The sequence below is a fragment of the Anoxybacillus sp. CHMUD genome (assembly GCF_013096965.1).
GTDB classification, from domain to species: domain Bacteria; phylum Bacillota; class Bacilli; order Bacillales; family Anoxybacillaceae; genus Anoxybacillus; species Anoxybacillus kestanbolensis_A.
In genome coordinates, this window is sequence record NZ_SDLG01000005.1 from 41,764 (window position 1) to 63,272 (window position 21,509).

The 21,509-nt window shown below is 39.7% G+C and carries 30 protein-coding genes; 11 read left to right on the top strand and 19 right to left on the bottom strand.

Going from position 1 to position 21,509, the window contains the following annotated elements; genetic code table 11:
• Positions 1–74 precede the first annotated feature (74 nt).
• Positions 75–488, top strand: a complete 414-nt coding sequence (locus ETB99_RS14970; protein ID WP_309138135.1) for a methyl-accepting chemotaxis protein — start codon at positions 75–77, stop codon at positions 486–488.
• Positions 482–712, top strand: a complete 231-nt coding sequence (locus ETB99_RS14975) for a hypothetical protein (RefSeq protein ID WP_253263548.1) — start codon at positions 482–484, stop codon at positions 710–712. Before ETB99_RS14970 ends, ETB99_RS14975 begins: the two co-directional genes overlap by 7 nt.
• A 21-nt stretch (positions 713–733) precedes the next feature.
• On the opposite strand, the gene ETB99_RS04835 is transcribed toward ETB99_RS14975, so the two are convergent.
• The gene (locus ETB99_RS04835) at positions 734–1,540 is read right to left on the bottom strand and encodes a uroporphyrinogen-III synthase (RefSeq protein ID WP_171700048.1); all 807 of its coding nucleotides are present in this window, start codon (positions 1,538–1,540) and stop codon (positions 734–736) included.
• A 191-nt stretch (positions 1,541–1,731) separates the two neighbouring features.
• On the opposite strand from ETB99_RS04835, the gene ETB99_RS04840 reads away from it, so the two are divergent.
• Positions 1,732–3,042, top strand: coding sequence for an ATP-binding protein (locus ETB99_RS04840; RefSeq protein WP_171700049.1), 1,311 nt, complete (start codon positions 1,732–1,734; stop codon positions 3,040–3,042).
• A gap of 71 nt (positions 3,043–3,113) precedes the next feature.
• On the opposite strand, the gene ETB99_RS04845 is transcribed toward ETB99_RS04840, so the two are convergent.
• From ETB99_RS04845 to ETB99_RS04885, 9 genes are all read right to left on the bottom strand, one after another.
• A complete protein-coding gene (locus ETB99_RS04845; protein WP_006318364.1) occupies positions 3,114–3,554 on the bottom strand; it encodes a flavodoxin in 441 nt (146 codons plus the stop codon).
• 130 nt (positions 3,555–3,684) lie between these two features.
• Entirely contained in the window at positions 3,685–5,541 is a 1,857-nt protein-coding gene (locus ETB99_RS04850) for a PTS fructose transporter subunit IIABC (RefSeq protein ID WP_171700050.1), read from the bottom strand.
• The gene (pfkB, locus tag ETB99_RS04855) at positions 5,538–6,461 is read right to left on the bottom strand and encodes a 1-phosphofructokinase (protein WP_171700127.1); all 924 of its coding nucleotides are present in this window, start codon (positions 6,459–6,461) and stop codon (positions 5,538–5,540) included. The genes ETB99_RS04850 and pfkB overlap by 4 nt, the downstream gene beginning before the upstream one ends.
• Positions 6,461–7,210, bottom strand: coding sequence for a DeoR/GlpR family DNA-binding transcription regulator (locus tag ETB99_RS04860; RefSeq protein WP_171700051.1), 750 nt, complete (start codon positions 7,208–7,210; stop codon positions 6,461–6,463). Before ETB99_RS04860 ends, pfkB begins: the two co-directional genes overlap by 1 nt.
• A gap of 248 nt (positions 7,211–7,458) precedes the next feature.
• Complete coding sequence (glpK, locus tag ETB99_RS04865) at positions 7,459–8,949, bottom strand: glycerol kinase GlpK (protein WP_171700052.1); 1,491 nt, start codon at positions 8,947–8,949, stop codon at positions 7,459–7,461.
• Between the two features lie 38 nt (positions 8,950–8,987).
• A complete protein-coding gene (locus ETB99_RS04870) occupies positions 8,988–9,815 on the bottom strand; it encodes an MIP/aquaporin family protein (RefSeq protein ID WP_129000239.1) in 828 nt (275 codons plus the stop codon).
• Positions 9,816–9,976: 161 nt separating this feature from the next.
• The gene (locus tag ETB99_RS04875; protein WP_129000238.1) at positions 9,977–10,531 is read right to left on the bottom strand and encodes a glycerol-3-phosphate responsive antiterminator; all 555 of its coding nucleotides are present in this window, start codon (positions 10,529–10,531) and stop codon (positions 9,977–9,979) included.
• Positions 10,528–10,929 carry a secondary thiamine-phosphate synthase enzyme YjbQ gene (locus tag ETB99_RS04880; protein ID WP_129000237.1) on the bottom strand — a complete coding sequence of 134 codons (402 nt, stop codon included), beginning with the start codon at positions 10,927–10,929 and terminating at the stop codon, positions 10,528–10,530. The genes ETB99_RS04875 and ETB99_RS04880 overlap by 4 nt, the downstream gene beginning before the upstream one ends.
• A 115-nt stretch (positions 10,930–11,044) precedes the next feature.
• Positions 11,045–11,293, bottom strand: coding sequence for a hypothetical protein (locus ETB99_RS04885; protein ID WP_003398930.1), 249 nt, complete (start codon positions 11,291–11,293; stop codon positions 11,045–11,047).
• 248 nt (positions 11,294–11,541) lie between these two features.
• On the opposite strand from ETB99_RS04885, the gene cspD reads away from it, so the two are divergent.
• Both cspD and ETB99_RS04895 read left to right on the top strand, forming a co-directional pair.
• Positions 11,542–11,742 (top strand): cold-shock protein CspD, encoded by a 201-nt coding sequence (cspD, locus tag ETB99_RS04890; protein ID WP_003398931.1) that lies wholly within the window; start codon positions 11,542–11,544, stop codon positions 11,740–11,742.
• A gap of 112 nt (positions 11,743–11,854) precedes the next feature.
• Complete coding sequence (locus tag ETB99_RS04895) at positions 11,855–12,133, top strand: DUF2564 family protein (protein WP_091701472.1); 279 nt, start codon at positions 11,855–11,857, stop codon at positions 12,131–12,133.
• A 32-nt stretch (positions 12,134–12,165) separates the two neighbouring features.
• On the opposite strand, the gene ETB99_RS04900 is transcribed toward ETB99_RS04895, so the two are convergent.
• The gene (locus tag ETB99_RS04900; RefSeq protein ID WP_171700053.1) at positions 12,166–12,354 is read right to left on the bottom strand and encodes a zinc-finger domain-containing protein; all 189 of its coding nucleotides are present in this window, start codon (positions 12,352–12,354) and stop codon (positions 12,166–12,168) included.
• A complete protein-coding gene (locus ETB99_RS04905) occupies positions 12,354–13,013 on the bottom strand; it encodes a ribonuclease H family protein (protein ID WP_035018665.1) in 660 nt (219 codons plus the stop codon). The genes ETB99_RS04900 and ETB99_RS04905 overlap by 1 nt, the downstream gene beginning before the upstream one ends.
• Positions 13,014–13,122: 109 nt before the next feature.
• On the opposite strand from ETB99_RS04905, the gene ETB99_RS04910 reads away from it, so the two are divergent.
• Both ETB99_RS04910 and ETB99_RS04915 read left to right on the top strand, forming a co-directional pair.
• Positions 13,123–13,806 (top strand): queuosine precursor transporter, encoded by a 684-nt coding sequence (locus ETB99_RS04910; RefSeq protein ID WP_077428342.1) that lies wholly within the window; start codon positions 13,123–13,125, stop codon positions 13,804–13,806.
• A 60-nt stretch (positions 13,807–13,866) separates the two neighbouring features.
• The gene (locus ETB99_RS04915; protein ID WP_171700054.1) at positions 13,867–14,763 is read left to right on the top strand and encodes a DMT family transporter; all 897 of its coding nucleotides are present in this window, start codon (positions 13,867–13,869) and stop codon (positions 14,761–14,763) included.
• Here ETB99_RS04915 and ETB99_RS04920 read toward each other — a convergent pair.
• Positions 14,758–15,228 (bottom strand): divergent PAP2 family protein, encoded by a 471-nt coding sequence (locus ETB99_RS04920; protein WP_091701482.1) that lies wholly within the window; start codon positions 15,226–15,228, stop codon positions 14,758–14,760. The genes ETB99_RS04915 and ETB99_RS04920 overlap by 6 nt on opposite strands.
• 67 nt (positions 15,229–15,295) lie before the next feature.
• On the opposite strand from ETB99_RS04920, the gene sspL reads away from it, so the two are divergent.
• The gene (gene sspL, locus ETB99_RS04925; RefSeq protein WP_035018667.1) at positions 15,296–15,427 is read left to right on the top strand and encodes a small, acid-soluble spore protein L; all 132 of its coding nucleotides are present in this window, start codon (positions 15,296–15,298) and stop codon (positions 15,425–15,427) included.
• A 24-nt stretch (positions 15,428–15,451) separates the two neighbouring features.
• On the opposite strand, the gene acnA is transcribed toward sspL, so the two are convergent.
• A complete protein-coding gene (gene acnA / locus ETB99_RS04930) occupies positions 15,452–18,160 on the bottom strand; it encodes an aconitate hydratase AcnA (protein WP_171700055.1) in 2,709 nt (902 codons plus the stop codon).
• Between the two features lie 169 nt (positions 18,161–18,329).
• Here acnA and sspO point away from each other — a divergent pair, with 169 nt between their 5' ends.
• Positions 18,330–18,479 carry a small acid-soluble spore protein O gene (sspO, locus tag ETB99_RS04935; protein ID WP_004890592.1) on the top strand — a complete coding sequence of 50 codons (150 nt, stop codon included), beginning with the start codon at positions 18,330–18,332 and terminating at the stop codon, positions 18,477–18,479.
• A 17-nt stretch (positions 18,480–18,496) separates the two neighbouring features.
• On the opposite strand, the gene ETB99_RS04940 is transcribed toward sspO, so the two are convergent.
• Positions 18,497–18,757 (bottom strand): hypothetical protein, encoded by a 261-nt coding sequence (locus ETB99_RS04940; RefSeq protein WP_035019584.1) that lies wholly within the window; start codon positions 18,755–18,757, stop codon positions 18,497–18,499.
• Positions 18,758–18,860: 103 nt separating this feature from the next.
• Between ETB99_RS04940 and ETB99_RS04945 the strand changes: the two genes are divergently transcribed.
• Entirely contained in the window at positions 18,861–19,004 is a 144-nt protein-coding gene (locus ETB99_RS04945) for a small acid-soluble spore protein P (RefSeq protein ID WP_006318326.1), read from the top strand.
• A 78-nt stretch (positions 19,005–19,082) separates the two neighbouring features.
• Positions 19,083–19,520 carry a DUF2621 domain-containing protein gene (locus ETB99_RS04950; protein ID WP_035019583.1) on the top strand — a complete coding sequence of 146 codons (438 nt, stop codon included), beginning with the start codon at positions 19,083–19,085 and terminating at the stop codon, positions 19,518–19,520.
• A gap of 14 nt (positions 19,521–19,534) precedes the next feature.
• Here the strand turns inward: ETB99_RS04950 and ETB99_RS04955 are convergent, their stop codons facing one another.
• The 4 genes from ETB99_RS04955 to ETB99_RS04970 all read right to left on the bottom strand — a co-directional run bounded on the left by ETB99_RS04955 (position 19,535) and on the right by ETB99_RS04970 (position 21,440).
• Positions 19,535–20,002, bottom strand: a complete 468-nt coding sequence (locus tag ETB99_RS04955; protein WP_171700056.1) for a CcdC family protein — start codon at positions 20,000–20,002, stop codon at positions 19,535–19,537.
• 21 nt (positions 20,003–20,023) lie between these two features.
• Complete coding sequence (locus ETB99_RS04960; protein WP_077428338.1) at positions 20,024–20,383, bottom strand: response regulator; 360 nt, start codon at positions 20,381–20,383, stop codon at positions 20,024–20,026.
• Between the two features lie 26 nt (positions 20,384–20,409).
• The gene (locus ETB99_RS04965) at positions 20,410–21,114 is read right to left on the bottom strand and encodes a cytochrome c biogenesis CcdA family protein (RefSeq protein WP_171700057.1); all 705 of its coding nucleotides are present in this window, start codon (positions 21,112–21,114) and stop codon (positions 20,410–20,412) included.
• A 113-nt stretch (positions 21,115–21,227) separates the two neighbouring features.
• Positions 21,228–21,440 carry a YneF family protein gene (locus ETB99_RS04970; RefSeq protein WP_003398951.1) on the bottom strand — a complete coding sequence of 71 codons (213 nt, stop codon included), beginning with the start codon at positions 21,438–21,440 and terminating at the stop codon, positions 21,228–21,230.
• Positions 21,441–21,509: the final 69 nt, after the last annotated feature.

Here is a 21,509-nt window from a genome sequence, read left to right on the forward strand (position 1 = left end):
GCGGGGACTTACTGACTTCAGCTGAGCGAGCACATGACTCAGTCAATAAAGGAAAACAGGCCATTCAAACAGCTATAGCACAAGCATATGACATGCGTGATGCAATGTTTACGACAAAAGCGCTCGTTGATTCCCTAGAGCTCCATTCAGAGAAAATTGAGAAAATTAAAAATATGCTCACTTCCATTGTGGAACAAACTAATTTGCTTCCCTTAAATGCTGCTATTGAAGCCGCGCGGGCCGGTGATCACGGAAAAGGATTCGCTGTGGTCGCTGATGAAGTCCGCAAACTATCCGAGCAGTCAAAAGAAGCGGCAAAAGAAATAGAAACAATGCTAGATAGAATAAAAGTGGAAACAAAAAAGTATCGCAATCCATGGAACATAGTACAAGAAAACTCGTTGATGGCGAGACATATTACGATACTGCAGAACGCTCGTTTTGCGCAATTGACGAGTCTGTGGAACAAGTGTTTTCTAAAGTGCTAACCATATCGGCAGCTATCGAGCAAATAACCGCCATTTCCAACGAGCTAACTCAAACAATGAGTCAACTGAAGCAACTTTCTGAGCAAGTGATGCAAAGAAGCAATGAAAGCATAATAACAGTTGAAGAACAATTAGCTATGAACGAACAAATCACTTCTAGTGCCCAAACGCTTACCAAACTCGACGAGCAACTCCGCACAACAGTTGAGTCATTTCATATGTAGACGTGCCATATTTGTGCACGTCTACATCATGCTATAGTACTTTGCTAACTCGATGACCATCGCTCCCATTCTTTCATGAGCCGGTGCAATCACACGATTAATTCCTTCCTCTTGTAACGCCTCTTTCGTTACTTTTCCAACAGCAACAGCTACGATATCTTCAGCAAAAGCCTGCTTGATCTGTTCGACATATCCGTGCTCACGAACAAACGAGAAGAAAAAGCGAACTTGAATCGCTGATGTAAAACAAACCGCTTGCACAGCACGGGAAATAATGTCATCAGTAAGCTGCTTCATTACATCGAATGTAGGCGGAGTATGTCGATATGGCCATATTTCCTTATATAAAGCCCCTCGCTTCACTAAAAATTGTTGTAATGATGGAATGGAATCTCCATAAAGCTGGACAACAACTTTTTTACTTTTCCAGTCGACTTCTTGTAATGCGCGGATCAAACCTTTTGTTGTTCCGTCGTCTGCACATATGCGAGGGGTAATTCCATATGTACGTAATACATTCATCGTTTTATAACCACGCACCGCCACATGTGCACGACGAATGGACTGAAGCAGTAATTGTTCAATCCCATATTCCTTCGCCTTTTTGATCAATGCCTCTACACCAATCCCTGTTGTAAAAATAAACCAATCATTTTGTTCTTGAACGATATGATGAAGATGTTGTTCTAACTCTTCATTCAAAAATGTCGTTCCTTGGGCGGGTCGCAAAATCGGAATCCCCCCTTGTTTGACAATAAGCGCGCTCATTTCTTCAATTTTCCGTGAAGCACATAGCACAATCTTTTTGTTTGCTAATGCCTTTTCCATACGTCGTCCCCCTTTTTCTTCCCATCATACCACATAAAGATGCGAAATTGCGCAAAATTTGTAGAAACATGACATAAAACATCGAACTATTATGTATTCACATCATCGTTAACTTTCCCTACAATGAAAAGAGATCATTCGACTTAAATATTCAAATAATTCGAAATATATGTCGAAAGGAGTGGCTTCACATGCCCTCACTAATCAAAGAAATATTGCTAAACTTATTTTTTATTATATTAGCATTATTGATCGTTCCGATTTGGCTTGAAGAACGTCGCATATCCGATCGCTCAAAGGCCATTTTAAAAACGTTTTCAATCGGCATATGTATTGTCTTTTGTATGACGTTTCCTATTCAAACAACAAATGAGTTCGTTTTTGATTTACGGCAAGTGGCCATTTGGATTGGTGGTTTATATGGTGGCGCATTTTCAGCTCTTTTTCTTTCGATAATTACTGTAGTTTACCGTATCATCATCGGCGGTACAGAGGGCATCATAGTAACAATGATCATTACAACCGTTCAAGTTGTGACTTGTTTCTTTTTGTACCGAAAGTTTACAACATCTTTATCATCCAAGCAACGAATAACTTTCATTACTTTTTTATCGATTGGCACAGCTATTTTAACAATGATACTCTCTCACATACATATTGATGATGAATACCAATTGTCACACATTATTTCAACATACTTTCCAGCGCAACCGCTTGCAGCATTTTTAGGTGCTTACATTACCGAAACGATTCAAAAACATAGCGAACTTCGGCGGCGTATTGTCCGCGCTGAAAAAATGGAAGTCGTTGGACATTTAGCTGCTTCTATTTCACATGAGGTGCGTAACCCATTAACCGTATCGAGAGGATTTATGCAATTGCTACTCCAAAGCGAACGAATGAATTATAAAGATAAACAATATATTCAAATTGCCATTGAGGAGATTGATCGCGCTGAGGCTATTATTACCGATTATTTAACATTTGCAAAACCGGCGCCAGAACATGTTGAAAAGTTAAATGTAAAAACAGAAATCGAACGAGTGATTGATATTTTACGCCCCTTTGCCAACATGAGTAGCATTGAAATTCAAACATCTCTTGTCCCGTTTGCAGTGAAAGGAGAACGTCAAAAGTTTCAGCAATGTTTACTCAATGTAATGAAGAACGCCATTGAAGCGATGCCAAATGGAGGTACGTTGCGTATTAACGTATCGATCGATAAAGATTACGTACTTATTCATATTGGTGATACAGGAGTTGGCATGACGAAAGAACAAATTGAACGTTTAGGAGAACCGTATTTTACAACAAAAGGAGCAAAAGGAACCGGTCTCGGAATGATGGTTGTATACCGCATCGTTGAGACGATGAAAGGAGATTTATTTATTCATAGTGAAGTTGGAGAAGGAACAGATGTGTATATGTATTTTCCATCTTATTATAAGTCAGATATCGAAACATCATCAAAGCGCTCTCGATTTGAACAAGTTAGTTATTGACTTGTTCTTTCTTTTTTATTGATTATTTAGAACATAGTTTATTTAAAAAAGGTCGTGTGTAAAACGACCTTTTACAAATGTTTTACAAAATCTCGACCGAATAAACGACATAATTGTTTCTCTTCATTTGTCGGTGTCAATTCAACCTTGAGCCCGTCGAGAACGACTTCAGCCCCACGTTCTTGCAACTTTTCAATTAAAATATCAACGGCAGCACCGTATTTTTCATAACTTGAATCGCATGAGCCGAAAACAGCCGCTTTTTTACCTGTCAAATCAACGCTATCTAATTCATCGTAAAAATCTAAAAAGTCATCTGGTAATTCACCATCTCCCCATGTGTACGCTCCAAGCAAAATACCGTCATATTCCTCGAGCTCTGTTGCTGTGGCGTCTAATACTTCTTTCACATCTAACTCCGCACTTTGTTCTCGAACACCTTCAGCAATCGCTTCCGCCATCTCTTCTGTATTCCCTGTCATACTTGTGAATACCATAATGACTTTTGCCATTAGTAATCCCCCTATCCTTATTATTGATAATCATTTTCAATAACTATATATTAAATGATAATGATTATCTTTGTCAAAGTATTTTTTTTAAGAAAAAACGCGCGATTTTTTATCGCGCGCTCTTTATCTATTATTCTTTTACTTCTTTTTTCCACAAACCAACCATGAATGCAGTCACAAGTGAACCAATTAAAATGGCAAGCACATATAACAACGGGTTTCCTTTTACGATCGGGATTACAAAAATTCCACCATGTGGAGCTGGGAGACCGATACCAAACATCATCGTCAACGCTCCGGCAACCGCTGAACCAACAATAATTGATGGAATGACACGTCCTGGATCAGCCGCTGCAAACGGAATGGCCCCTTCTGTGATAAATGAAGCCCCCATAATATAGCATGTTTTTCCTGCTTCCCGCTCTGCTTTTGTAAATTTCTTTTTAAATAATGTTGTCGCAATCGCTAATCCTAAAGGTGGAACCATTCCACCTGCCATAATAGCTGCATGCGGTGCATAGTTCCCTGCATCAATCATCGCAATTCCAAACGTAAACGCCGCTTTATTGATCGGTCCACCCATATCGACTGCCATCATTCCTCCAAGGACAAGGCCAAGCAAAACAAGGTTACCTGTGCCTATATTTTCAAGCCATGTTTTCATTCCTACATTTAATGCTTTCACTGGGTCAATGACGACATACATCATAATAAGTCCCGTGAGCAATATTCCGAATAATGGATAAAGTAGAACAGGTTTAATTCCTTCAAGTGATTGTGGCAAACGGCTAAACCATTTTTTCAATCCAACAACGAGATAACCGGCTAAAAATCCCGCAATTAGTCCACCTAAAAAGCCTGCACCGCCATTCGCGGCCATAAATCCTCCGACCATCCCCGGTGCAAATCCTGGGCGATCGGCGATGCTCATCGCGATAAATCCAGCTAAAACAGGAATCATGAGGGCAAAGGCACTACCACCACCGATGTCCATTAATGCTTTTGCAATCGGATGGAATGACGGATCATTTGGATCAAACGCTTTAATACCAAAAATAAATGAGATCGCAATTAAAATTCCGCCACCAACAACGAACGGAAGCATATTCGATACGCCGTTCATTAAATGTTTATAAAAACCTGTTCGTTCTTTCGATGCATACGAGCGATTGCCACCACTTGCACGATAAATTGGGGCATCTTGTTTTAATGCTCGGTCAATGAGGTGCTCTGGTTTACGAATCGCATCGGCAACAGGTACTTGGATGACATGTTTTCCATCGAATCGGTCCATTTCTACTTGCTTATCTGCTGCAACGATAATGGCAACAGCATCTTCAATTTCTTGTTGTGTTAACTCATTTTTCACCCCGCTTGAACCATTCGTTTCTACCTTTATGTCCACTCCCATTTCTTTTGCTTTCGCCTTCAGAGCATCAGCAGCCATATACGTATGCGCAATCCCTGTTGGGCACGCTGTCACGGCTAATACTTTTTTCTTTCCAACCGTCTGTTTTTCTTCAGTCACCATTTCTCCCTCCTTTTCTTGAATCGTCTGAATAATTTGTTGTTTTGATGAAGCGTTTTCAATTCCTGAGCGAAACGATGTATCCATTAACAATGTTGACAAGCGGGATAGCGCTTCTAAGTGAGTGTCGTTGGCTCCTTCTGGTGCAGCAATCATGAAAAACAAATGGCTTCTTTTTCCGTCCAACGCATCGTAATCAATTCCCTCTTTCGAACGTCCAAAAACAACGGCTGGGGTGCGCACCGCCTTCGTTTTTGCGTGAGGGATGGCAATTCCTTCTCCGATTCCTGTCGTACTTTGCGCTTCGCGAGCAAAAATTGCTTCGATAAACGTCTGACGATCGTACAATTTCCCCGTATTCTCAAGAACATTTGCTAATTCTTCAATCACTTCTTTTTTTGTTCGGGCTTTCAAATCAAGAACAATCGTATCTTCTGTCAACAAATCTGTTATTCTCATACACGATCCTCCATTCTGATGATGGTCACTTGTTCTAATAAGCGATAAACCTCATCTTCTGTGCATAAATCTTCCGAAAATGCCGTCGCACTCCCTGCTGCGACGCTATATCGAAATGCTTCTTCAAGTGGTGCTTCGTTCACGTACGCAGCTAAAAATCCTGCTACCATCGAATCACCTGCCCCAACTGAATTTTTTACCATTCCTTTTGGGGCTTGAGCGATTAATATGACGTCTTTATGGAACAAAATTGCTCCATCTCCAGCAAGGGACACAATGACATGTTGCACACCATTGTCAATTAGTTTTTTTCCGTATTCTATAATTTGATGGCGACTATGAATACTCACTCCGAACAATTCCCCAAGCTCCATTTGATTCGGTTTAAGTAAAAATGGTTCGTATGCGATTGCTTGTTTCAATGCACTACCACTCGTATCAACAACAACTGCAACTTTTCGTTTTTTCGCTTCTTCCATCATCATGACGTAAAATGTATCATCTATCGACGGCGGAAGGCTTCCTGCTAAAACAAGGATATCTCCTTTTTTTAGCTGCTTAATTTTATCGATCAGCGCTTCTTTATGTTTATCGCTAATGACAGGCCCTTCGCCATTTATTTCTGTTTCTCTTTCTCCTTTTAACTTAATGTTTAATCGCGTTTGTCCAGGCACAGCAATAAAATCCGTTAAAATATGTTCTCGTTTCAATTCATCGGCAATAAACTGCCCCGTAAATCCACCAATAAAACCAAGCGCAACATTATGAACATGTAGTCGTTTTAGTACGCGTGATACATTAATTCCTTTCCCCCCAGGAAAATAGGATGTTTTTGTCGCACGATTTAATTTTCCGAGTTCGATCTGTTGCGCTTCAACAACATAGTCGACGGAAGGGTTTAACGTACATGTATAAATCATCATTTCACAACCTCTACTGTCGTTTTTGCTTCATACATCGCTAGCAACTCTTCATCTGTTTCATCCGTAATCATCGTTGCCTCTTGTAATTCGGCAATTTTAGCGAACGTGCTTTCGTTAAGTTTTGAATGATCCGCTAATACGAAAGCTTGTCGAGATAAATGAATCGCTGTTTGTTTCATAAATGCTTCTTCAGGATCTGGAGTCGTATAACCAAAATCAATGTGAACGCCATTTACTCCAATAAAACATTTGTCAAAACTATATTGCTGCAACGAGTGAATAGCTCCCCGCCCGATTAATGCATTCGTTTTTTTCTTAATTAATCCGCCAACAACATACGTCGGGATATCCTTTTCTAATAGTGCATCAATATGCATCATTCCATTTGTCACAACGACGATATTTTTTGCTTGAATATAAGGAATCATCTGTAATGTTGTCGTTCCCGCATCTAAATAAATGCAATCTCCATCTTGAATAAGACTTGCTGCATATTTGCCGATGAGCTGTTTTTCATGAATGTTTTTCGTCGATTTTTCAAAAACGCTCAGCTCTTCTCTTTTTTGTTGTAACAACGCTGCACCACCATGGACGCGCTTTAATTTTTTTTCTTTTTCTAACTGACTTAAATCACGTCGAATTGTCGACTCGGAGCATTGCGTTGCTTCAACGAGTTCATGTAGCTTGACAACTTCTTTTTCTTGTAAAAGCTGTAAAATAATGCGATGTCGTTCTGGTGTTAACAACTTCACGCCTCCTTTTTAAACCGCTTACATTTTTATCATACTGAAATATATACAAAAAATCAATCAAATTCATTCAATTTTAATCAAAAAATAATCATTTTATTTCATATATCATTCACAAACGATCAATTTTCAGAAAAAATAAAAACTGCCTCACGGTGAGACAGTTTTTATTTTTTTATTGATTATTTAGAACATAGTTTTATTTATAGAAAAACCGACTGCCTAAAAAGCAGCCGGTTTTATTTTTATTTAAACGCTTGTGCAGCGCGAACGGCTTTTTTCCATCCATCATACAATCGTTGCTGAGTATCAGCGTTCATTTTTGGTTCGAAAGCACGATCAACATTCCACTGTTTAGCAATTTCTTCTCTGCTTTCCCAATATCCAACGGCAAGACCTGCTAAATAAGCAGCACCGAGGGCGGTCGTTTCATTCACAATCGGTCTCTCAACTGGCACGCCAAGAATATCGCTTTGGAACTGCATTAAAAAGTTGTTTTTTACGGCGCCACCATCTACTCGTAACGTTTTCAACGTAATGCCTGCGTCCGCTTCCATGGCTGTTAATACATCTTTTGTTTGATATGCGAGTGACTCAAGTGTTGCACGAATGAAATGTTCTTTCGCTGTTCCCCGCGTTAAACCAAATACAGCACCTCGTACATCGCTATCCCAATATGGCGTTCCGAGTCCTACAAACGCAGGCACAACATATACTCCATCTGTTGATTGTACTTTCGTTGCATACGCTTCACTATCTTTTGCTTCTTTAATCATCCGTAATCCGTCACGCAACCATTGAATGGCAGATCCGGCAACGAAAATGCTTCCTTCTAACGCATATTCGACTTTTCCATCGACTCCCCATGCAATTGTCGTTAATAAACCGTGTTTAGACTGAACTGCTTTTTCGCCCGTATTCATTAACATAAAGCAACCTGTACCGTATGTGTTTTTCGCCATACCTTCTTCAAAGCATGCCTGCCCAAACAAAGCTGCCTGTTGATCTCCTGCAATTCCAGCGATCGGCACTTCTTGCCCGAAGAAATGGTACGGTGCTGTATGTGCGTAAATTTCTGAAGATGGCCGAACATCCGGTAGCATTGCTTTTGGCACTTGTAAAATGCCGAGTAGTTCATCATCCCATCTTTGTTCATAAATATTGAACATTAACGTTCTTGAAGCGTTAGAGTAGTCTGTCACATGCACTTTTCCACCAGATAGCTTCCAAGTAAGCCATGTATCAATCGTTCCAAACAACAAATCCCCACGTTCTGCTTTTTCGCGCGCCCCCGCAACATGATCTAAAATCCATTTAACTTTTGTTCCTGAGAAATACGCATCGATTAGCAAACCTGTTTTCTGACGAAATAGGTCATCGTATCCATTCTTTTTCAACTCTTCGCAAATTTGTGCTGTCTGGCGCGATTGCCACACGATGGCATTATATATTGGCTGACCTGTTTGCTTATCCCACACTACTGTCGTTTCACGCTGGTTTGTTATACCGATGGCAGCAACTTGTTTCGGCTCAACAGCTGCTTCTGATAATACTGTTGCAATAACAGCTAAAATTGATCCCCAAATTTCATTCGGATTATGTTCAACCCATCCTGGTTGAGGGAAATATTGTGTAAATTCTTTTTGAGCAATGTGCACAACTTCCCCTTTTCGATTAAACAAAATGGCACGTGAACTCGTCGTTCCTTGATCAAGAGCTAAAATGTACTTATCCATACTTCTTTCTCCTCTCCTTAATTTTCTTCTACTAATGACTATATAGTTACTTTACTTCTAACTTGCGCATTGTCATCTTTTCTCTGTTCTACTAAAAAAGCCATCGCTAAAATAGCTACTGTTAAGACAAGAACATACCAGAACGATTGTGTCATCTGACCTTTAAACACCGCTTTATAAAAAAGTCCACCTAGTGAACCACCTAACAAAGGTCCAATAACTGGGATCCAAGCATAACCCCAATTAGACTTACCCTTACCGGGTATTGGTAATATAAAATGAGCAATTCTTGGTCCTAAATCCCTTGCTGGGTTAATTGCATACCCAGTGGTTCCTCCCAGAGAAAGACCTATACTGACTATAAAAAATCCAACAATCAATGGATTCAAACCTTCCGTAAACTTATTAGCTCCGATTGCTAAAATTCCAAGAATTAAAATAAATGTCCCCAATATTTCACTAAGTAAATTCGCAAAACGATGCGGAATTGCTGGACCCGTAGAAAATACACCGAGTTTCACATTTGGATCTTCTGTTTCTTTCCAATGTGGCAAATAGTACAAAAATACAAATATTGCGCCAATCATTGCGCCAATCATTTGAGCTAAAACATACTCAGGAACTTGATTCCATGGAAAATCTCCATTAAATGCTAAACCTAATGTAACAGCAGGGTTTAAATGAGCTCCACTATATTGTCCGACTACATATACCGCAATGGCTACTCCGAGTCCCCACCCCATTGCTATCACAATCCAACCGCCATTCTGAGCAAATGACTTCTTCAAACTAACTGCTGCACAAACCCCTCCTCCAAAAATAATTAATAGTGCTGTTCCTAAAACTTCGGCTATAAATGGTGTCATAGCCTCTCCTCCCCTTTGCTATTTTTTTGACGGAAACAAAAAGACTCACACATATCCCTGCTACATGGAACATGCGTGAGTCTCCTTTTCTCCGTCACAAAGTTGATTAACTTGTTTACAAGTGTAATAAATATTGAAAACGCTGTCAATAGATTTTTGTATTATTTTTGCTCGAAATATCGCCAAAGTTCGACATTTGATGTCGTTACTGCCACCGCCCCTGCAGCAAGTGCTGCTTCAACTTCGCTTTCGTTTTCAATCAACCCTCCAGCGACTATTTTTTTACTTGTTCGTTCATGAAGTTTGGAAATAACTTTCGGAACAACACCAGGTAATACCTCGATATAATCAGGATTTGTTTTTTCTACGAGTTGAACGCTTCTTTCAAAGGCATTTGAATCGATAATAAATGTTCGTTGAATCGCGATGACTCCCTTTTGTTTTGCTTTTGTAATCACACTGCTTTTTGTAGAAATCAATCCGTACGGCCTCACAAGTTGGCATAAAAACTCCGTGGCATACTCATCACTTTTTAACCCCTGTATCAAATCAACATGGAGAAACATCTTTTTCCCGTGTTCATTCGCATATGCATATACACTTTTCAACATGCCAACATGAATGTCTAAAAAAACGCCATACTCATAATTCATTTTGATTAATTTATCAAAATCTTTCATTGAACGTACAGCTGGTAAAATACGTTGTCCATTCATCCTTCGATCACCTTTGTATAAAATGTGCGAGTCCTTGGCCCATCGAACTCGCAAAAATAAATGCCTTGCCACGTACCAAGAAGTAACTGACCTTTTGTCACAATGACGTGTACAGACGATCCGACAGTACTTGCTTTCATATGAGCGGCTGTATTTCCTTCACTATGCCGATCCATCGAATGATACCATGGATATAATTCATCGAAACGACGGATCATATCCCGTATTACATCAGGATCGGCATTTTCATTAATCGTTATCCCCGCGGTCGTATGCGGGCAATAAACAACTACCATTCCTTCTTGAACGCTAGTTTCTGTGACGAATGATTGGACAAAAGAAGTAATGTCTACAAATTCATCCCGTTTTTGTGTATGAATAGTCCATTGTTTCAACATTATAACTTCCCACCTTTATACTGCATATACATACATTATACATATTTTCATTTTCTTTGACGAGGAGCTTCCCGACATAAACGAATAGGGAAGTTAGCACCAACCATGTTGAGTTTTACTCATACACATGATGGGATGGGATAATATAATCTACTGAAATGACAGGCAAATCATGTTGTTCGACGGACGCGACGATAAATCCTTGCTTGCTTACAATACCAAATTGTTCTTTCTGTTGGTCAAATGCAGCTTCACTAAATGCTAAAACCGTTTGGTATAGCTTTTCTTGATCGATCTTTTGTCTCCGTACATGGTTGCTTAACTTAATAATTACTTCTTTTCCATGAATTTTACCACGATACATACCGCTCACTCCTTTCCATACGTCTTACTGTTAATGTTATGCACTTATAGTAAAAATCCTCCTACAAAAAAATTTTTTGAAAAAATCGCCTTTTTGTCTTGACTCTTCCTCATCATTCGTGTATAGTCTAATTATCATCTAACTGAATATATGTCCTGCACCGACTTGGTTGCTGTGAGTATATTCCGTTATATGAAAAATTTGTTCATTAGCCTTTTGGCTAAAAGGTATTAGGAGGATTCAGTATTATGCAAAACGGTAAAGTAAAATGGTTTAACAACGAAAAAGGTTACGGATTCATCGAAGTTGAAGGTGGAGACGATGTATTCGTACACTTCACAGCAATCCAAGGTGAAGGCTACAAAACATTAGAAGAAGGTCAAGCTGTTTCTTTTGAAATCGTTCAAGGAAACCGTGGCCCTCAAGCTGCAAACGTAGTGAAATTATAATCGTCTGAGATGATTCATATATAGCTCGACGAAAAGACCAGCATATGCTGGTCTTTTTTATTACATACTCTCCCCTCCCCACACCAATACTATAAAACGAGGAGGGATAACAATGACACAAAATCCAAAACATCCGCATGTTCAGTCAAATAGCGTATTTACTAAAATTGAGCATGCGCATTTAGCAGTTGAATCAGCAAAAAAAATGGTTGCAGCGGCAACGATGAGTTTAGACAGTCACACTTTCGATCACGCAAAACAAGCGATCGAAAATGCAAAAGAAGCGATCGCACGCGCTAAAACAAACATCGAGGATCCACTGCTATTACAATGTGAAAAGGAATTAGCAGACGCATATCATCAATTATCAGAAACGATCCACCACACGTAATGATGAGGTGTCCCGTATCTCGGGGCACCTTGTTACGTTTTTTGTTTCACAAGCAACTGACCGTATTGCTTCATTTTTTCTCCTATTGTACATGTTTGGATGCCAAACGATTGTGCATATAATTTCCCGTATTCTTTACGGAGTGCACGTTTTACAAAACACTCCTCACAATACGTGTCAAATAGTTCATTTATTCGAAGTAACACATCTTTTCGATTCATCATTCACGCTCCAATTGTATTGTACTTACAATTATCTTCCCACGAAGAGCTTGTGTTGCTAACTGATCTGCTTCACTATTTTCTTTTCTATTAATGGGTTCATAAATTGGAGAAATACGAAGCTTTTTCATTTTTTGCTCAATTCGCTCCACCCATCTCCCCTCGTCTGAAAATACAGGCCAATCATTAGACAATTGATGCAATACAACATGCGCATCCCCACGGAATACAACAGGCAAATGATGAACACCGAGATGCTCGATTTGTTCGAGTAAAAAATAAAAGGCTGCATACTCTGCTTCATTATTTGACTGCAATTCGTCTAACTGCGCATTTGCTCGCCTACGAAATTGTGCACCGTTTTGTTTATAATAAATCACGATTCCAATTCCTGCTTTTTTTGATTGACGATCATAACCGCCATCAAAATAAGCAATCACGTCGTGCGGCTCCGTTTCAATTTCTTTCATAAGCTTCATTAACTCCTTTTTCGTCCAAGCCACACCACTTGCATCATAAAATAAAAGTTGTTTCACTCTCCCTGTTCTTTCTATATCCTCTGCAAAAAATAGAGCCTCTGTCACTTCCATCTCTGTTGATGTCCACACCATTTCCTTTTTCTTCGGTGTTACATATGTCCATTCCATAAAAACCTTCATATGTCACTCACCTTTTCTTTTTATTTTATTATAACAGTTTAGACAAAAAATGATGTCAGTTGTATAATATCGCTTGTGTCTTTATATTTTCATACGAGGAGGGATCACGATGTTTAACGAAATACTCGGTCTTTTTTCTGCCATCGTCACATTTTCACTTGTATTGCTCATTTATCGTTTCTTCGGTCGCTCAGGTTTATTCGTATGGATCGGCTTTTCTACTGTCGTTGCTAATTTACAAGTCGTCAAAACCGTTGAATTGCTTAGTATGACAGCTACACTCGGAAACGTCATGTACGGAACCGCCTTTTTAGTGACTGATATTTTAAGTGAAAAATACGGAAAAAAAGAAGCACAAAAAGCGGTATGGCTCGGCTTCTTTACACTTATTTCACTCACAATCGTCATGCAAATCGCTTTATTATTTAAGCCGCATGCGAGCGATTTTGCTCAACCAGCGTTAGAAACGATTTTTGGTTTATTGCCACGTATCGCGCTTGGTAGCTTACTTGCTTTTGTAATTAGTCAATCGCTTGATGTTCACTTATTTCATTGGTTTAAAAAGAAATTTCCGCGCGATTCGCAACTTTGGATTCGCAATAATGGAAGCACAATGATTAGCCAGTTGATCGATACACTCGTTTTCACATCCATTGCATTTCTCGGTGTATTTCCGTTGCATGATTGGATACAAATTTTTATGACAACATATGTACTGAAATGGATTGTTGCAATGTTGGATACACCTTTTGTATATTTTGCAAAAAAAATATCTCCAAAATATACAGAATAATGGTAAAATGTTGTATGAGACTTCGGTCTTATACAACATTTTTTTGTAAAGGAGAGTCAAATGAAATACAAAGCTGATATTAGTTTATTATTTGTTGCATTTGTTTGGGGGGCTACGTTTGTCATCGTTCAAAACGCCATTGCTTTTTTACCTCCGTTAATGTTTAATGGCGTACGTTTTGCGATCGCTAGCGTACTGCTATGGGCTTGGGTGCTTATCTTCGAACGTAAACCTCTCGATCGACAACTTATATGTGCTGGATCGCTTCTTGGCATATGGCTATGTCTTGGATATGCCTTTCAAACGATTGGTTTATTGTATACGACTTCATCAAAAGCGGGATTCATTACCGGATTAAATGTTGTTATCGTTCCTTTCCTTTCATTTATCATTTTAAAGCAAAGACCTTCGTTTAACGCCGTTGTCGGAAGCATACTCGCTACATGCGGACTATATCTTTTAACCGCAAGCGGAGATATGTCGATCAATAAAGGAGATGTGTTCGTCTTTTTGTGCGCTATCGCTTTTGCGCTACATATCGTAACGACAAGCATATATGCAACAAAATTTTCACCTATCCTACTAACAACGATTCAAGTTCAAACAGTATCCATCATTTTTTTTATATGTTCATATTTGTTTGAAGACTGGTCTCTTATTCCACTATCCACTTTTTTTGAATTTGATGTGTGGCTGGCTCTACTCATTACCGCACTGTTCGCAACAACGATTGCTTTCTTTATTCAAACGCATTTTCAACAATATACATCTCCAACACGTGTTGCTTTAATTTTTGCTTTAGAACCTGTTTTTGCGGCTCTAACTGCATATATATGGAATGATGAGTATCTTCAACAAGCGGCCTTATTTGGAGCTGGACTTATTTTATTAGGGATGATTTTGTCAGAACTCCCTCAACATATATGGCAAAGAAAAAAGAGCGCTCGTCTGTCATAGCGAGCGCCTTCGTCTGCCGATTACATATGATAATCCACCTGTAACGATGCCGAGAAGTGCCCCACCAACCACTTCAATCGGTTGATGACCGAGCCGCTCGCGCAACAACTCCTCTTTTCGGTCCAACTTTCCGTCGTCTTGAGCACCTTTTAACCGTTCGATTTCCTCAGTTAATTCGTTCACACGAATAGCTAACTCTCCTGCTTGATGACGCACTCCTTGGGCGTCATACATAACAATTAAACCAAAAATGGCTGCAAGGGCAAAATCTATACTATGCACTCCTCTTTTTAAAGCAACATATGTGGCAAGGGAGGCAACACCCGCAGAATGTGAACTTGGCATGCCTCCCGTTTCAAAAAAAAGCGACCAATCCCACTTTTTCGTTTTTCTTTTCGTCAATGGAATTTTTAAAAATTGGGCTAAAGCAATGGTACACAATGCTGTTTGAATGGCTCGATTCATGTCACTGCCTCCTCTTATATATATTTTTTGAAAAAGACGGATACAATATGCGCAGGAGGTGGACATGATGAGTAAAAATAACGGAAGAAATCGTGGGCAAAACGCTCCGAGCGTCAATCCACAAGGATATGATGCCACATTTACCCCTGATCCAAAAAGTGCATTAGAAAACGCAGCGAAAAAGACAAACACAAAATAAAGAAGAGAGCAGATCGCTCTCTTCTTATCGTTTTAACTTCTCGCGCAATACCATCGGCAAAATTCCACCATGACGGTAGTAGTCGATTTCTACTTCGCTATCGAAACGAACAAGCACTTCAAATTCTTTTTTGTTTCCTTGCTCGTCTGTCGCTGTTACTTTGACGTAGTCGCGCGGTTTGACGTTTTCATCAATATGCACTTCAAATACTTCTTTACCTGTCAATCCAAGCGTCTCAGCATTTTCCCCTTCTTTAAATTGGAGTGGTAACACACCCATAAGCACAAGGTTTGAACGATGGATACGTTCAAAGCTTTCCGCAATAACCGTTTTGATACCGAGCAAGTATGTTCCTTTTGCCGCCCAGTCGCGCGAACTTCCCATACCGTAATCTTTTCCAGCAATAACAACAAGCCCTGTACCATCTTGTTTATACTTCATGCATGCGTCGTAAATCGACATGACTTCGCCTGTTGGCCAGTATGTTGTATATCCACCTTCTGTACCCGGAGCAATTTGGTTACGAATACGAATATTTGCAAACGTACCACGCATCATCACTTCATGGTTACCACGACGAGAACCGTACGAGTTAAAGTCTTTCGGATCAACACCTTTAGAAATTAAATATTGTCCTGCTGGTGTATTTACACCGATCGATCCAGCTGGCGAAATATGATCTGTTGTAACAGAGTCGCCAAATTTACCAACTACCCGTAATCCAGTAAGTGGTTTTACTTCTTCCACTTCTGGCGATAATCCCTCGAAGAATGGTGGATTTTGAATGTACGTTGAATTTTCATCCCATTGATAAAGCGGCTCGTCCGTCGTTTCAATCGCGTTCCATCGCGCGTTATCGTCGAATACTCGCTCGTATTCTTTACGGAACAATTCTGGTGTCACCGTCTTTTTCACAACTTCTTTCACTTCTTCTGTAGATGGCCAAATGTCGTTAAAGTACACATCATTGCCGTTTTGATCTTTACCGATCGGATCATTTAACAAATCGATGTCGACTGTTCCGGCAAGCGCATATGCTACGACAAGCGGCGGTGATGCTAAATAGTTGCCTTTGACGAGCGGATGAATACGCCCTTCAAAGTTTCGGTTACCAGACAATACGCTCGTGACAAGCAAATCGTTTTCGGCAATCGCTTTTTCAAGCTCTGGAGCAAGCGGACCAGAGTTACCGATACATGTCGTACAACCGTAACCGACAATATTAAAGCCAATTTGCTCTAAGTAAGGGAGAAGACCTGAATCTTTTAAGTAACCTGTGACAACTTTCGAACCTGGCGCAAGCGAAGTTTTTACATATTTCGGTACTTTCAATCCTTTTTCTACCGCTTTTTTCGCCACCAAGCCTGCTCCGATCAACACATATGGGTTAGATGTGTTCGTACAGCTTGTAATCGCCGCAATTGCGATCGCACCTGTTTTCATTTTTACTTCTTCGCCGTTTAACGTAACCGTCATTTCTTTATCAAGGTCTGCCTCAGTCAAGCCAAAACCTTGGTTTCCTTGCGGAGAAACGACAGCTTGGCGGAACGATTCTTTCATTTTTGAAAGCGGAATTAAATCTTGTGGACGTTTTGGCCCAGAAAGATTTGGTTCAATTTCTGATAAGTTAATTTCAACAACATCTGTAAACACAGGCTCTTGTGCATCTGGTGTATAGAACAAACCATTCGCTTTGCAATATGCTTCAACGACTTGAACATGTTGTTCGTCACGACCTGTTAAACGTAAATAATCAAGCGCCTCAGCATCAACCGGGAAGAAGCCACACGTTGCACCATATTCAGGTGCCATGTTGGCCACAGTTGCACGGTCGGCCAACGGCAATGTCGCCACACCTGGACCGAAAAATTCAACAAACTTGCCGACAACCCCTTTTTTCCGAAGCACTTGTGTCACTTTTAACGCAAGGTCTGTTGCTGTCGTACCATTCGGTAATTTTCCTGTTAAACGTACACCAATTACTTCTGGTACTGGGAAGTAAGATGGTTGTCCAAGCATGCCTGCTTCCGCCTCGATACCACCAACACCCCAACCGAGTACGCCAATACCGTTAATCATTGTTGTGTGGGAGTCTGTGCCAACAAGCGTATCTGGGAACGCCTCATACTCACCATTTTCCCCTTCAACAACATGCACCACATTCGCTAAATACTCTAAGTTAACTTGGTGCACAATACCTGTTGCTGGAGGAACAGCACGATAATTGCTAAACGCTTTTTGTGCCCACTTTAAAAACTTATAACGCTCTGCATTGCGTTCAAATTCTAAATTCATGTTATACTCGAGCGCATCTTCTGTCCCTGCTTTATCAACTTGGACAGAATGGTCGATCACAAGATCAACAGGAATTTCGGGGTTGATTTCATACGGATCTCCGCCGATGTCGGCCATTGCTTTCCGCATGGAAGCTAAGTCAACAACAGCAGGGACACCTGTAAAGTCTTGCAAGATGACGCGAGATGGTTTAAACGGAACGTCTACATCTTTTAGTTCGCTCGTTCCCCATTTCGCTAAATTTTCAACATGCTCTTTCGTAATGACACGTCCATCAACTTGACGAAGTACTGATTCAAGAAGCACTTTAATAGAATACGGAAGACGCGATACATTTCCGATTCCTGCTTCTTCAAGCGCTTGTAAACGATAATAATGATATTTTTTCCCGTTCACCTCAAACGTATCACGCGCTTGAAATACATCATTTTTTACCATTATGTATTACCCCCTTCTAACAGATCATCTTCTCCCACACCCACAAAATTCCTACGCTTTTATCTTAATACAATGCTCTCCATAAGTAAATAATAATTGTTTATAAGTTTCAGATAAATGCATATTTTTTTGCTCTATTTCCAACAATAGTTGTAGGAGGTGAAAAAAGATGGTAAAAAGAAAAGCAAATCATGTCATTCCTGGCATGAACGATGCGAGCGCACAAGGAAAAGGTGCTGGCTACAATGAGGAGCTCTCCAACGAGCCACTCACCGAAGCTCAAAAACAAAATAATAAAAAACGAAAGAAAAATCAATAATCCCGCTTGAAGCGGGATTATTCATACATGTTAACTTCGTCGACAATCGCTTGCAAATCATGACGAAATTGTTCAAGCTGTTTGCGTTGTTTTTCCGAGGCTACTTCAAGCGCGTTATTAATTTGTTCAAACGCCTCGTTTACTTCCTGCTTTAGATGATGCAACTGACTTCCATAGTCTGCGTCACTTTTCACCAGATGATCATACCATTCTTTTGCCTCCATTGTTCCTTGTTGCGCAGCTTCAAACGCCTGTTGCTTATTTTTATGATAAGGCATCGCTTTCACTCCTCTCTTTTTGTTATTATCGTGCCTATTGACGGATGAAATATGCATAAATACGGTTTATCATGCCATCATATGAAAGAAAGGAGTGTGTCGCATGAACAAAAATACAAGCAAAGACATGCGTAAAAATGCCCCAAAAGGAGATAACCCAGGACAACCAGAACCGCTTAGTGGTTCGAAAAAAGTAAAAAATCAAAATCATACCCGCCAAAAGCATAACTCAAGTCACGATATGTAAAAGAGCTGACGCAACTGTCAGCTCTTTTACTTGATTCTGCCATTGTTTTTTTACATAATAAACGTTGAGGTGGAATGTATGCTAACAGGTTGGTTTTTATGGTTTATTTTATTTTGGGTCGTTTTTCTTCTTGTTACGATGTCAATCGGTGGCTTCTTCATGTTTAGGAAATTTTTAAAACGGCTACCAAAAGAGGATGGGAAGTCAGAATTGGATTGGCAACAATATTATATTGAGCAAACGCGTCATTTATGGTCTGAAAAAGAAAAAGCGCTACTTGAAGATTTAGTTCGCCCAGTTCCTGAGTTGTTTCGCGATGTGGCACGCCAAAAAATTGCTGGGAAAATTGGAGAGTTGGCGTTGCAAGAAAATGCGAATCAAATTACAGAAGATTTAGTTGTTCGTGGCTATATTCTCGCCACACCAAAGCGTGATCATAAATTTTTAATTAAAGCGCTAAGAGAAAAACAAATTGATTTTACAAAATACGAACATTTACTAACAAAAAAAAGCTAATCGCCTGTTGCTGATTAGCTTTTTTCTTTTACTTCACGTTGGAGGCGACGATATGATGCATACATCGCCACGCGCCACGGAACAATCATCGAGAAGGCTAAAATCCAAAACATTCCCGCGAGTTCTCCGTACTCAATGGTGCGGCTTAAATATGTTTTTAAAGCGAGACGCAATACAATTAAGCCAACAAAAATAAAAGCGAACGCTTTTGAACGTTGTAAATAAATTTTGTTGCCTCGAACTTCAAACGAAGATGTTTTAATTAACAAAATAGAAAAAAGCGCTCCAACAAAAACTGCTTCTACACATTCTAACATCGTTACTCGAAACATTGGATGAAGAAACATAAGAGCGCCTGTGCTCATAAAAATAGGGGGTAATATAATTTTTTTGGCGTTTGTCGGTTTTTCTGCTGCTTTCATGCGAATAAAGAAAACAAGTCCAGCCATAAACACCGCAAATACCGAACTAAAAATAGCCAAAATCAATCTTCCTTTCACATCTTACTGTAACACACGTTGAATAGCCTCCATGACGCGACTTTCATCAAATGGTTTTACGATAAAATCTAGCGCCCCTGCTTCAATAGCTTCAACAACCATTTTTTGTTGCCCCATCGCGGAACACATAATAATCTTCGCATGAGGATCATGACGTTTAATTTCCCTCACAGCTTCAAGACCACTCATCACTGGCATTGTAATATCGAGTGTCACCACGTCTGGCTTTAACTCTATATATAATTCAACAGCTTCCCTTCCGTTTTCTGCTTCCCCAACTACTTCATGATTCGCTTTTTTCAAAATATTTGCTAACGTCATACGCATAAATTTCGCGTCATCGACAATTAAAATTCTTGCCATTTCCTTTCCCTCCACACCATAAGAAACTAGAAACCTGTAAAGCCACCAAATATGTTTGTCATATAAATCGTAATTTTCGTCATCCAATCAAAAAACAGTACAACCCCCATGCCTATCATGACATATCCGCCGACTTTCATTAGCTTAACATGATGTTTCCGAATCCAGCCCATTTTTCCAATAAAAAACGATAAAAGTAAAAATGGCAAAGCAAAGCCTAGTGAATACGCCGTCATATAAACTACACCTAAACTTGGGTTTGTCGCCGCCAAAGCGATGACTGATACTAAAATCGGCCCTGTACATGGCGTCCAACCGGCAGCAAACGCTATTCCGATAAGAAAAGAACCAATGTAGCCAGACGGTCGATGTTGAAAAGATAAACGACGATCGGTCATTAAAAACTTCGGCTTAAAGACGCCGATAATAACAAACCCGAAAAATACCATCAATATTGCACCAATTTGACGAATGAGATCTTGGTATGTATAAAAAAAACGACCTAGAATGGACGTACCAAAACCAATTGCAATAAAAATAAATGAAAATCCGAGCAAAAAAAATAACGTATGTAACAAACTTCTTTTTTGTAGCAATGCATAGTCTGATTTCAAATCACTAACTGAAATTCCCGTAATATATGACAAGAAAGCTGGATAAAGCGGCAAACAACACGGAGAAATAAACGAAAGCACACCTGCCCCAAACGCAACAAACAGTTGAATGTCCATATGATTGGCACTCCATTCTTTCTTCATTTAGCTATATTTTATCAAAAAAATACAAATACGGGCAACAGCTTCTTTCCATGCTAAAAAAGACACTCGTTGTGAGTGCCTTACCTTTATTTCAACTGATTGTTCATCGCTTTCATCATTTGGTTGATCTTTTTTTGCGATGGCGTCATACCCATTTGCATCATCATCATTCGAATCATTTGTTCATTAATCGGTGGATTTTTCTTTAAGTAGTTCATCATTGTTTTACGCGCGATAAAAAATCCGAGCGCAACGCCAGCAGCAAGCGCTACAATGCCTACTAAAATCATTTCCCACATATTTTTTCCTCCTTCATGTTGTCTACACTACACTATACTAAACAATAACGGTTTGTACAATATGTTCAA